The organism is Planotetraspora sp. GP83 (assembly GCF_041262585.1).
Lineage (GTDB): Bacteria > Actinomycetota > Actinomycetes > Streptosporangiales > Streptosporangiaceae > JAOEGB01.
This window is the reverse complement of the sequence record NZ_JBGCBZ010000034.1, coordinates 37,582-49,486: the sequence shown is the minus strand read 5'-3', so window position 1 is coordinate 49,486 and position 11,905 is coordinate 37,582. Positions and strand designations below refer to the sequence as shown.

General features: G+C 69.9%; 9 protein-coding genes. 5 read left to right on the top strand and 4 right to left on the bottom strand.

Annotation, left to right across the window (positions count from 1 at the left end):
* Window positions 1-399 precede the first annotated feature (399 nt).
* Window positions 400-1,764, top strand: a complete 1,365-nt coding sequence (locus ABH927_RS31970) for a GGDEF domain-containing protein (RefSeq protein ID WP_370027804.1) — start codon at window positions 400-402, stop codon at window positions 1,762-1,764.
* Between the two features lie 9 nt (window positions 1,765-1,773).
* Window positions 1,774-3,438 carry an energy-dependent translational throttle protein EttA gene (gene ettA / locus ABH927_RS31965; RefSeq protein ID WP_370027802.1) on the top strand — a complete coding sequence of 555 codons (1,665 nt, stop codon included), beginning with the start codon at window positions 1,774-1,776 and terminating at the stop codon, window positions 3,436-3,438.
* Between the two features lie 18 nt (window positions 3,439-3,456).
* Here the strand turns inward: ettA and ABH927_RS31960 are convergent, their stop codons facing one another.
* The 4 genes from ABH927_RS31960 to ABH927_RS31945 all read right to left on the bottom strand — a co-directional run bounded on the left by ABH927_RS31960 (window position 3,457) and on the right by ABH927_RS31945 (window position 7,176).
* Window positions 3,457-5,007, bottom strand: coding sequence for an alpha-amylase family glycosyl hydrolase (locus ABH927_RS31960; RefSeq protein ID WP_370027800.1), 1,551 nt, complete (start codon window positions 5,005-5,007; stop codon window positions 3,457-3,459).
* A gap of 30 nt (window positions 5,008-5,037) precedes the next feature.
* Window positions 5,038-5,421: a globin gene (locus ABH927_RS31955; protein ID WP_370027799.1), complete on the bottom strand. Its 384-nt coding sequence runs from the start codon at window positions 5,419-5,421 to the stop codon at window positions 5,038-5,040.
* Window positions 5,422-5,448: 27 nt separating this feature from the next.
* A complete protein-coding gene (locus ABH927_RS31950; RefSeq protein WP_370027797.1) occupies window positions 5,449-6,471 on the bottom strand; it encodes a mechanosensitive ion channel family protein in 1,023 nt (340 codons plus the stop codon).
* 444 nt (window positions 6,472-6,915) lie between these two features.
* Complete coding sequence (locus ABH927_RS31945; protein WP_261586915.1) at window positions 6,916-7,176, bottom strand: hypothetical protein; 261 nt, start codon at window positions 7,174-7,176, stop codon at window positions 6,916-6,918.
* A 337-nt stretch (window positions 7,177-7,513) separates the two neighbouring features.
* Here ABH927_RS31945 and ABH927_RS31940 point away from each other — a divergent pair, with 337 nt between their 5' ends.
* The 3 genes from ABH927_RS31940 to ABH927_RS31930 all read left to right on the top strand — a co-directional run bounded on the left by ABH927_RS31940 (window position 7,514) and on the right by ABH927_RS31930 (window position 11,854).
* Window positions 7,514-9,088 (top strand): XRE family transcriptional regulator, encoded by a 1,575-nt coding sequence (locus ABH927_RS31940; protein ID WP_370027795.1) that lies wholly within the window; start codon window positions 7,514-7,516, stop codon window positions 9,086-9,088.
* Window positions 9,085-9,606, top strand: coding sequence for a GNAT family N-acetyltransferase (locus tag ABH927_RS31935; RefSeq protein ID WP_370027793.1), 522 nt, complete (start codon window positions 9,085-9,087; stop codon window positions 9,604-9,606). Before ABH927_RS31940 ends, ABH927_RS31935 begins: the two co-directional genes overlap by 4 nt.
* A 211-nt stretch (window positions 9,607-9,817) precedes the next feature.
* Window positions 9,818-11,854, top strand: coding sequence for a tetratricopeptide repeat protein (locus ABH927_RS31930; protein ID WP_370027791.1), 2,037 nt, complete (start codon window positions 9,818-9,820; stop codon window positions 11,852-11,854).
* The last annotated feature ends 51 nt before the right edge of the window (window positions 11,855-11,905 follow it).

Here is an 11,905-nt window from a genome sequence, read left to right as displayed (position 1 = left end):
TTTCACGGGCCGGGAGGACCCTGGGGCCGGGGTAGGGGGCCCGGGGCGGGATGCGGGGGCGGGATGCGGTGGAGGGGCATCGGCCGTGCGCGGCCGGTGTCCCAACTCAGGGGGCTTCCGGGGGATCGGCCGATGGCGACTTCCGTGTCACAGCAAGAGCACCACTATCAGGTCCAGGTAACGCCCCGCACCATGGCTGCTCCTTTCCCAACGGCCCGCTCGTGACGAGCGGAACCCCACCTCAATGGGTCTCCGGCCAAATCGCCGCAGACACATCCTTAGGCCATCAGATACAGATAGCCACCGTGCCAAGGTAGCGGTTGCCGTCGCGTATCGCACACTCCGCAACTATTGTGTTACACATCGTGAGACGCTGTTTTGATTCGGTTGGGGGACGGGATGACGGCGCCCAGTCAGATCACGGCCACGTCGCGGGGGACGGTCTGCTCGCGCGGGCGATGGCCCCTGCTGGCGCAGCCGCGCGCCCTTGTGGTCTACCTGTGCGGGATCGTAGGGCTTGATCTCGTCGCGATCGGGGTCGTCGCGGCATGGACCGATTTCCGCGCCGGCGACGTCGCGACGTTCGCCGCGCTGACCGCCTGCGGCGCCGTCTGCATCGAGGCGACGCGCCGTCTCGGCATGCCGGCGGGGGTGTCCCGCGACCTGCTGTCGGCCTGGTGGCTCCCGGCGGCGCTCCTGTTGCCGCCCCTCTATGCCCTGCTGGCCCCCATTCCGCTGCAGATCCTGCTCCAGGTCCGGGTCCGGGCGACGGTCGTCCATCGGAGGGTGTTCAGCGCGGCCGCGATCGGGCTGGCGGCCTGCGCGGCGTCCGTGGCCTTCCACAACTCGGTCGGGGATCCGGCCGTGCTCGCCGGTGGCGGGGGCGGGCCGATCGTCGTGGCGGCGGCGTGCGCGGTGCTGTTCACCGTGCTCAACACGGCCCTGATCGCCGTCGCGGCGCACACCGCCGACCCGGAAGGCCGGTGGGGCGAGGTCCTGTGGGACCGGGAGCGCGTCCTGCTCGACACGGTGGAGCTCTGCCTGGGCGTGGTCGTCGCCGTGATGTGCGGCCTCAACCTGGCGCTGCTGCTCCTCGTGCTGCCGCCCGTCGTGCTGCTCCAGCGCAGCCTCCTGCACGCGCAACTCCAGGCCGCCGCCCGCACCGACCCGAAGACCGGCCTGCTCAACGCGGCGGCCTGGCACCGGGAGGCCGACACGGAGATCGCGCGCGCCCAGCGGACGGGCGAGACCCTCGCGCTGATCATCATCGACATCGACCACTTCAAGAAGGTCAACGACACCTACGGGCATCTGGCCGGAGACCAGGTTCTCATCCAGGTCGCGGCCACGCTGCGCAGCCAGCTCCGCGAGTACGACGTGGTCGGCCGGTTCGGGGGCGAGGAGTTCGTCGTGCTGCTGCCGGGCGCCGACATCAGCGAGGGGCGGCGGGTCGCCGAACGGCTTCGCACGAGGGTCGGCCGCATGGCCGTCGCCGCCGACAATGCGATGGTGACGGTGACCGTCTCGGCCGGAGTGGCGATCATGAACATCCACGGCGCCGACCTGATCGAGCTGCTCGCCGCCGCGGACCTCGCCCTCTACCGGGCCAAGGAGCTGGGCCGGGACCGGATCTGCCTCCCCGCGGCGCCGATCACGCCCGGGCAGCCCCCGATCTCGCCGGGACGGCGCCCGGTCTCACCCGGTCAGACGCCGGTTCCGCCGAGACAGCGCGGAGCGGACGGCGCTACTGGCTCGATCCCCTAGTCTTAAGGCATGCCCGAGTACATCTACACCATGCAGCGCGTGCGCAAGGCGCACGGCGACAAGGTCATTCTTGACGACGTCACGCTGTCGTTTCTTCCGGGGGCGAAGATCGGCGTGCTCGGTCCGAACGGCACGGGCAAGTCGACGCTGCTGAAGATGATGGCCGGGCTGGAGCAGCCGTCCAACGGCGACGCCCGGCTGATGCCCGGCTTCACGGTCGGCATGCTGCAGCAGGAGCCCCCGCTCAACGAGTCCAAGACCGTCCTCGGCAACGTCGAGGAGGGCGTGGCCGAGACCAAGGCCATGCTGGACCGGTTCAACGAGATCGCCGAGCAGATGGCCACCGACTACAGCGACGAGCTGCTGGACGAGATGGGCAAGCTGCAGGACGCGCTGGACCACCGCAACGCGTGGGATCTGGAGAGCCAGCTGGAGCAGGCGATGGACGCCCTCCGCTGCCCGCCGCCGGACGCCGACGTCACCCAGCTGTCCGGTGGCGAGCGCCGCCGGGTCGCACTGTGCAAGCTGCTCCTGGAGCAGCCCGACCTCCTGCTGCTCGACGAGCCCACCAACCACCTCGACGCCGAGAGCGTCCAGTGGCTGGAACAGCACCTGGAGAAGTACCCCGGGACCGTCCTGGCCGTCACCCACGACCGATACTTCTTGGACAACGTGGCCGGCTGGATCCTGGAGCTCGACCGGGGCCGCTGCTACCCCTACGAGGGCAACTACTCCACCTACCTGGAGGCCAAGGCCGCCCGCCTCAAGATCGAGGGTCAGAAGGACGCCAAGCGCAAGAAGCGCCTGGAAGAGGAGCTGCAGTGGGTGCGCTCCAACGCCAGGGCCCGCCAGACCAAGAGCCGCGCCCGTCTCCAGCGCTACGAGGAGATGGCCGCCGAGGCCGACAAGTACCGCAAGCTCGACTTCGAGGAGATCCAGATCCCGCCGGGCCCGCGTCTGGGCACGACGGTGATCCGGGCCGAGAAGCTCACCAAGGGCTTCGACGACCGGCTGCTCATGGACGAGCTCTCCTTCGACCTGCCGCGCAACGGCATCGTCGGCGTCATCGGCCCGAACGGCGTGGGCAAGACCACGCTGTTCCGCATGATCATCGGCGATGAGACCCCGGACAAGGGGTCCATCACCGTCGGCGAGACCGTCAAGATCTCCTACGCGGACCAGAGCCGCGGGGGCATCGACCCCAAGAAGAACGTCTGGGAGGTCGTCTCCGACGGGCTCGACCACATCAAGGTCGGCAACGTCGAGATGCCGTCCAGGGCGTATGTCGCGGCGTTCGGCTTCAAGGGCCCGGACCAGCAGAAGCCCGCGGGCATCCTGTCGGGTGGCGAGCGCAACCGGCTCAACCTCGCGCTCACCCTCAAGCAGGGCGGCAACGTGCTGCTGCTCGACGAGCCCACCAACGACCTCGACACCGAGACGCTGTCCAGTCTGGAGAACGCGCTGCTCGACTTCCCGGGCTGCGCGGTGATCACCTCGCACGACCGGTGGTTCCTCGACCGCATCGCCACTCACATCCTGGCGTGGGAAGAGGGCTCGAACTGGTTCTGGTTCGAGGGCAACTTCGCCGACTACGAGAAGAACAAGATCGAGCGGCTGGGTGCGGACGCCGCGCGCCCGCACCGCGTCACCTACCGCAAGCTGACCCGCGAATAGCGGGCCACGCGACGCCGATCACTCGGTGAGGAGCCAGGCGGCCGTGTCCGGCGGGAGGTCCGTCCCGTCGCACGGACCGCTGGAGATCACGACCTGGTCGTGCGGCGGCAGCCGTACGGGCTCCTCACCGCAGTTGATCACGCAGATGAGCTTTCCTCGCGTGAAGAACAGCGCGTCCCCCGGGGCCTCCAGCCAGGCCATCGTGTCCGGCAGGGTGCCACGCAGGCTGCGACGGGTCGCCAGGGCGCGCCGGTAGAACGACAGGGTGGAGGACGGGTCCGCGGCCTGCCGTTCGGCGGTCAGCCCGGCCCAGTCCGCCGGCTGCGGCAGCCACGATCCCCCCGGCCCGAACCCGTACGGCGGGGCCGCGCCGGACCACGGGATCGGCACCCGGCAGCCGTCGCGCCCGAGCAGCTCACCCTTGGACCGCGCGAAAATCGGGTCCTGGCGGGACTCCGGAGGAAGGTCTTTCACCTCAGATAGTCCCAATTCCTCCCCTTGGTAGAGATATGCCGACCCGGGGAGGGCCAGCATGGCCAAGAAGGCGGCGCACCCCCGGGCGAGCCCGGCGGCCGGATCGAGCGACCCCTCGCCATATCGGGTGGGGTGCCGAACGACGTCGTGGTTGGACAGCACCCACGTCGGAGCGGGTACCGCCGTCAGCGTCTCGTCGATGACCTTGCGGAAGGCCGTGGCCGACCAAGGCGCCTCCAGCCAGGCGAAGTTGAAGCTCTGGTGCAACTCGTCGTGGCGGACGTAGAGGGCGAGGTCCTCCGGGGAGTCGGTCCAGACCTCACCGACCGCCGCCCGGACGCCCGGATACTCGTCGAGCACCCGCCGCCATTCGCGGTAGATGTCGTGAACCTCCGGCTGGCTCCAGATCGGGGACTTCGCGCCGAATCCGGGCTCGGTGTCGGGCAGGCCCTCCGCCTTGATGAGCCCCATCGCCACGTCGATCCGGAAGCCGTCGACTCCCCGGTCGAGCCAGAACCGCAGAATGTCGACGAACTCGCGGCGGACCTCGGGGTCGCGCCAGTTGAAGTCCGGCTGCTCGGGCGCGAAGAGGTGCAGGTACCACTGGCCGTCGGGCGTCTTCGTCCACGCCGGCCCGCCGAACACGGAGACCCAGTTGTTCGGCTCCCTGCCGGCGCTGCCGCCGTCCGAGGGCGCGGGATCCCGGAACATGTAGCGGTCGCGCTCATGGGACCCTCTGGGAGCCTCCAGGGCCTTCCGGAACCACGGATGCGCCGAGGAGCTGTGGTTCGGCACGATGTCCACCATCAGCCGCAGGCCGAGGGCGTGCGCGTCCGCGACCAGGGCGTCGAAGTCGGCGAGCGAGCCGAACAGCGGGTCGACATCGCGGTAGTCCGCCACGTCGTATCCGCCGTCGGCCATGGGGGAGGGGTAGAAGGGGGTCAGCCAGATCGCGTCGACGCCGAGCTCCGCGAGGTACGGCAGGCGGCTGCGGACTCCGGGCAGGTCGCCCACCCCGTCACCGGAGGCGTCGGCGAAGCTGCGGACGTAGATCTCGTAGACGACGGCATCGTGCCACCAGGGAGTTCGTTCCATGAATGAGTGGCTTCCCGGTGTGCGCGTGACTTATGCGTTAATGAGGCTTTGCGCGGCGTAGACCAGGTATTTCCAGAGCTGCTCCTCGCGCTCCGGTGCCAGCCCAAGCGAGCGCACGGCCTCGCCCATGTGCTTCAGCCAGGCGTCCCGTTCCGGCTCGCCGATCACGAACGGCGCGTGCCGCATGCGGAGCCGCGGATGGCCGCGCTCCTGGCTGTAGGTGCTCGGGCCGCCCCAGTACTGGATGAGGAACATGCGCAGCCGGTCCTCCGCCCCGCTGAGGTCCTCCTCGGGGTAGAGCGGGCGCAGCAGCGGATCCTCGGCGACGCCCTCATAGAACCGGTGGACGAGTCGCCGGAAGACGTCCTCGCCCCCGGCTGCGTCGTAGAAGGACTCGGTCTGCTCGCTTGTCACGGCTTCAGCCTAGGACAGGCGCGGGGTTCACGAGGCCGCGAGAGCCGCGAAGGCGAGGCCCTTGTCGTCGAACGCGCGCTTGATCCGCAGGCGCAGTTCGCGGGCGACCTCCAAGTTCTTGGCCGGCGCCGTCTTGACGCTGACCCGGAAGATGACGGCCGTGCCGGAGATCTGCTCCAGCCCGTAGACCTGGGGCTCCTCGACGATCACGGTGTCGCGGTAGTCCGGGTCGTCCCACAGCTCGCCGGCGATGTCCTTGAGCAGGTCGCGGATCGCCGAGATGTCCGCAGCGTACGGCACGGGCACGTCCACGAGCGCCCTCGACCATCCCTGGGACTCGTTCCCGACCCTCGTGATGGTGCCGTTGCGCACGTACCAGACCTTGCCGTCGGCGTCCCTGAGCCGGGTGATCCGCAGGGTGACCGCCTCGACGGTGCCGGAGGCCATCCCGGTGTCGACCACGTCGCCCACGCCGTACTGGTCCTCCAGCAGCATGAACATGCCGGCGATGAAGTCCTTGACGAGCTCCTGCGCGCCGAAGCCGACGGCGACGCCGATGATGCCGACGCTGGTCAGCAGGGGAGCGAGCTCCACTCCGAGCCGCGCGAGGATCATCAGGACAGCCGTGCCGAGGATCACCACGGACGCCAGGCTCCGCAGCACCGACCCCATCGTCTCCGCGCGCTGCCTGCGGCGCTCGGTGAGGATGGCCGAGGTCGCGTCCGTGACCAGGAGGGTCTTGGCGCGCAGCCGCTCCGGGAGCACGCCCTCGCTCGCCCGCAGGGTGACCCGGGTGATCAGCCGGTGCGCGACGCCGCGCACGATCAGCGCCCCGCCGAGGATCAGGGCCAGCACCAGCAGCACGTCCGCGACGCCCGCCACGACCGGCACCCACGCGGGGAGGTCTTTCTCGGGGAACGAGGTGTTGAGGAGCGTGCAGAACAGGCCCTCACTCTTCTCGCATGAGCTCATCAGGCTCTGGACGGCCTTGTCGGGGTTGATAGACGGCGGCGGCGCGGGACTCGGCGTCGCGGGCGTCAGCGGGAACACGAGGCGGATCCCCCTCGGATCGGTTCGGCGGCAGGTGGGAAAGGCAAACCTAACCCATACTGCCGACCGAACCGGCCTCCGTCACATCGCCGGGGAAGACGGGAGCGCGCCATGGCCCGGGGCCGCGGAGGGCGGGCCGGGAGCGCTCCGGTGACGGGCGGCAGGGCTGGGACACGCACCCGGAAGCATGTCCCTCGCCGTTCTCCGAAGGGGGGATCCCCCCGATAGCCATCCGGTTCGGCCTCGCCGGCCGGACCCGACGGCGGTCTTTGGGCGACCACTGCCCTGGTGACGCGGAACCGGCGGGATGCCACAGCGCTCCGAGAGGGCCGTGGAGGTGCGGCCACCGGAACGCTCCGCACCGGGCATCCCGCCGGCCCCGTGGGGCCGCGGTGGGCGTGACGGACCGGCGCTGCTGGACATCAGCCGGCCCGCCACCTTCCCTTACTCGCTCACCGCGGCGAGCACCCGGGCGACCTTGGTGGCCGCGCCGGCGGGGTCGTCGGCGCGGTGCATCCGCTCTCCCCACGACCACCAGTAGTCCGCCGCCTGGCAGACCACGTTCTCGGTGAGGCTCGTCGCGTTCGGGTTGATGACCCGCACGAAGGCGCGACCCGACGGCGCGCGCACGACTCGCGCGATCAGTCCCCGGGCGTCGAGCTCGGAGACCAGACATTCCAGTCGCCGGAAATCGTCCTCCCCCACCTCGCGTCCTCCCTCTTCATTTCGGCTTAGGCCGATATGCGTGCTTTTCAACTCCGCATGTTCAACCTGGTGCGCCCAAGATGACTCACTGAACTGAATGGGTCAACGAGTGCGAGAGGTCGCTGTGGTGGAGAAAACCCCAAGTGGGTTGAAAGAAAACCCCTATCGGAGGACGATCCTTAGTCGGCACGTTCAGACGTGGGGCTTGGCCGGGCAACGCCTGGTCCTACATTATGGAGTAGGCGCAGTGCGACGGACGTGTCACACTGTGTCAACGATGAGGGCCGGTCGGGACACGTGAGCGGCGAGCGCGGCCGGTCACAAGAGAGGGGCCGGAATGTCCGGCAGGCAACACAAGGAGACGGAGATCGCTCGCCGAGTCCGGGCGGGTGGTCTGGCGGTCGGGCGAAGTCCCGCCCTGATCGCCGACGAGATCCACGAGGTCTGCGGACCGCAGTTCGGCACCACCAAAATCAAAGCCCACCGTCTCTCGAACGGCATCGCCCTGGCCGACGTGATCGAGCAGGTGCGCGCGCTCTTCGAGAGAGACGGAAAGCCGGTGCCGGGCATCGGGGAGACGCTACTGTCCGCCTATGAGTCCGGCATGAAGCGCCCGGGCCCGGAATATCTCCATTACCTGTGTCTGGTCTACCGGGTGGAACCGCTGGCCCTGGGATTCGAAGGCCCCTGCATCTGCGGCCACGGGCACCCGGCACCGGGAGGTTCGGGGGGCGGGGATGGGCAAGAGGAAAGACCTGACACTTCTCCCGGGCCGCGCGTACCGCCGGTCCCACCGGACAGCGGCACCCCCTCGACGGACGGGGGCGAGGAGGACGAGAACGTGCTACGGAGGACGCTGCTGGGACTCATCGTCGGCTCCGTCGGCGTAGGACTGGACAGCCAGGTGCTCGGAGCGGTCGAGAACGTCCGCCGGCGGATGGACGACACGATGGTGACGGCCACGGTCTCCCCGGCCATGCTCGACCAGTGGGAGCAGGCCACGGCCGGCTTCGGCCGGCAATATATGAACACCCCGCCCCTGCGGCTGCTCTGCGACGTGCTGCTCGAGTTCTCCGCCGTACGCAAGGCGCTCGAGCGCCGTCAGCCCCTCGACGTGCAGGAACGGCTGTGCCGGATGGCGGCGCAGCTCGCCGGGCTCTGCGGCATGATCATGATCGACCTGGGCGACCACCGCCTCGCCCGGTCGTTCTTCCGCACCGGGCGCACCGCCGCCGACGAGACCGGTGACCGCGCCCTGCGGGCCTGGGTGATGGCCCGGGAGTCCCTGATCCCGCTCTACTACGGCGATCCGCGCGAGGCCGTCATCCTGGCCAAGAAGAGCGGCGAAATGGCAGGCCATACACCGTGCGCCGCCAGGACGATGGCGCCGGTCGTCGAGGCCAGGGCGCTGGCCATGCTGGCGGGCGCGAACGGCTCCCGTCAGGACGTGGTCGACCAGGCCAAGCGGGCCCTGCACCGCGCCCGCTTGGCGTTCGCCCAGATGAGCGAGAACGACCAGGAGGATCCGGCCTTCGGATACACCGAGCGCCAACTGTACTTCTACCAGGGCGACGTGCTGGTGAAGCTGGGGCAGACCCTGGAGGCCGACGTCATCCTGGAGCAGGCGCTGGGCAAGTACTCGGGGGAGGATCTGCTCGACCAGACCCTCATCCGGTTCGACCGGGCCCTGTGCCGCGTCATCGAGGGTGACGTCGAGGAGGCCCTGCGGATGGGCCGGCAGGCCATCGACCTGGTCGACGAGGGGCACCGCACCGAACTGATCCTGCGCCCGGCCCGCGATCTGGTCAAGGCCATCCAGATCAAGTACGGCGACGTGCCGGAGCTCAAGGACTTCAGGGACTCTCTCGTGCCTGGAGTGCCCGACACGTCCGGCGCCGGGGAGGCGCGGTGAGCGGGCGCGGGGAGGGCGCGTCCTGGCCGCCCAGCATGGGGATCCGGCAGTACCGCTGGTCCGACCTCGACGCGGTCTGGGTCCTGCACCAGATCAGCCTCGCCCAGGTGGGGCTGATGCCGGGTGACGGCGTCTATTACGACGACGACATCCCCCAGATCAGCGAGGTCTACCTGGCCGATCGGGGTGACTTCCTCGTCGGGGAGGTGGCCGGCTCCGGGATCGTCGCCATGGGCGGCCTGCGCCGCATCGACGACCGCACTGCCGAGATGTGCCGGCTCCGGGTCCATCCCGAGCACCAGCGCCGGGGCTACGGCGCCCAGATCATGCAGGCGCTGGAGAATCGGGCGCGCGGGCTCGGCTACAGCGTGCTCCGCGGGGACACCACGCTGCGACAGGTCGCGGCCCTCCAGCTCTACCGGAAGTCGGGATGGCGTGAGCTGAAGCGAGAGGTACGCGGGGATACTGTGGTTCTTTATGGCGAGAAGCAGCTAAATGCCGTAGTTTCGCACTTTTAGCCCCGTAAATACGGCTCTAGGCCTTGGCGGATGACTGAACTGTACTAATACTGGTGCCTTATCCGCAGAACGGGGAAAGAGGCATGATGAAGAAGATCATCGTTCGCAAACCCGGCACCATGAAGCTCACCGGCACCTCCAGCGTCATCCACAAGGGGTGAGGGGAAACCCTCACCGCATCTGGGTTCGGGGGAACCTCTCCCGCGATCGCATGACGGCGCTCCACGTTCTGGAGATTCATTCCCTCCTGACGCCCCCGATAAACGGGCATCGCCGGCTACGCGGTCCCTACACGGTCGGCGGCGCCATCATTCGCGCGCTCCTGCCGGTCGCGATGGAGCGTTCCCCCGCCCTGGTGGCGGAGCATGACATCGAGATCCGCGCCGCCGCCCCCGACCTGCGCCCGCTGGTGCCCGCCCGGCGGGAGACCATCGAGGCGCGCCTCCCCGAGGACGAGCGGATCCTTGTGCCGGCGCCCCGGCGAACCCTGCGCATCGCCAACGGGCTCGCCGAGTTCATCCGCGGCTGCCTGCCGGGTCCGAGTGCCCTCGCCGTGGACAACGTGCACGAGGCCGACCCGACCGACCGCGAGTTGCTGCGCGTCCTGGCACGCCGGGTGCCCGATCTGACGCTGGCCGTGGGGTCGCCTGGGCCGCCGCCACCCGGCTGCTGGTCCCTGGTGGAGGCCGCGCCGCCCGACGGGCCCTCCGGCGACCGCCGCACCGGCGACCACACCGATGACTACATCGCGTCCGACGGCACCTCCGACGATCCGGCGGCTTGGGAGGCCTATCTCGCCCTGCCGCCGGATGAGCGCGCCCGCCTGCATGATCTCCGCGCCGCCGGGTTGACCGGCGCGTTCACGCTGGGCGCCGTGCCGTACCACCTGGAGCACGGGACCGATCCCGAGGCGGCCCTACGGGCGCTGTGGGCGGCGGTGGATCACTGTGTCACGGAGGGCTTCCTGGAGGCGGTGGCCGAGCTGGGCGAACGCGGCCTCCGGCTCGCCGAGCCCGGATCGGACCTCTGGTGGCGTTTCACGCAGCGCACGGCCACCGCGCTGGGCGGGCTCGGCCGCCGGGACCGCGCTCTCGACCTCTACGAGCAGGCCCGGCGCACGAGCGTGGACCCCGCCGTCCACGCGGCCTGCGCGTACGGCACGGCCATGCTGGACGCCCGCGACCCGGATCCCCGGCGGCGCGACCTCGGCCGGGCCGCCGGATGGATCAATGAGGCGATCGCCATCTCGACGCTGCTGCCCGACCCCTGCGAGCGGGCCTTCAAGCTCGGGTTCGACCAGAACGGCCGGGCGCTGATCGAGCTGCGGCAGGGGCGGCCGGCGGCGGCCCTCGAACTGGTCCAGTCGGCTCTCGACCTCGCCGAGCGCGGCCTCCCGCCGCACGCCCATCCGGTGCACCGGATGGTGCTGCTCGCCAACCGCGCGCAGCTCCTCGCGCGAACCGGGCGTCCCACGGAGGCCCTGCGCGATCTCGACCGGGCCATCGCCATCGACCCCGTGTTCCCCGACTACTACCTGGACCGGGGCAATCTGCTGTTCGAGCTGGGCCGGCCGGACGACGCGCTCGCCGACTACGAGACCGCGATGAGGGTGAGCGCGCCGCTGCCCGAGGCGTACTACAACCGGGCCGAGCTGCGCCTGGCCGCCGGGGATCTGGAACGCGCCAGGGCCGACCTTGATCACGTGCTGGAGCTCGACCCCGAATATCTCAACGCGTACGTCAACCGGGCCGGGATCCTGGAGATGCTCGGCGAGCACGACGCGGCGCGGCGTGACGTGGAGGCGGGGCTGGCCCTCGACGCGGGCAACGCGCACCTGCACGGCGTGCTGGGGCAGCTGGAGACGGCGGCGGGGCGGTTCACCGAGGCCCGGGCGGCGTTCGACGCGGCGCTGGCGGCCGACCCCGAACTGGCCTCCGCCTGGGCGAACCGGGCGATCCTCCGCTACGAGACCGGGGACGCGGAGGGCGCGGTGGACGACCTCACCCGGGCCATCGCGCTGGACGAGGACACCCAGAACACCGGGGGCACCCAGAACACCCAGAACACCCAGAACACCGGAGATACCGGAGATGCGGCCTTCCACTTCAACCGGGCGACCGCGCTCGACGCGCTGGGCCGCGCGGACGAGGCCCGGCGGGACCTCCGCCGGGCCCATGAGCTCGCTCCCGAGGACCCGGACATCCGCCAGGCCCTCGAACGTCACGAGAAGGGCCCACCCAGGTCGTGATCATGCACGGGTTCCTGGATCACCGTGCTGAACTGGCGAAACAGTGTTGAT

Coding starts and splice junctions, on each gene's coding strand:
- ABH927_RS31940 (WP_370027795.1), top strand. CDS start 7,514: ATGTCCGGCAGGCAACACAAGGAGACGGAGATCGCTCGCCGAGTCCGG.
- ABH927_RS31960 (WP_370027800.1), bottom strand. CDS start 5,007: ATGGAACGAACTCCCTGGTGGCACGATGCCGTCGTCTACGAGATCTAC.
- ABH927_RS31970 (WP_370027804.1), top strand. CDS start 400: ATGACGGCGCCCAGTCAGATCACGGCCACGTCGCGGGGGACGGTCTGC.
- ABH927_RS31930 (WP_370027791.1), top strand. CDS start 9,818: ATGACGGCGCTCCACGTTCTGGAGATTCATTCCCTCCTGACGCCCCCG.
- ettA (WP_370027802.1), top strand. CDS start 1,774: ATGCCCGAGTACATCTACACCATGCAGCGCGTGCGCAAGGCGCACGGC.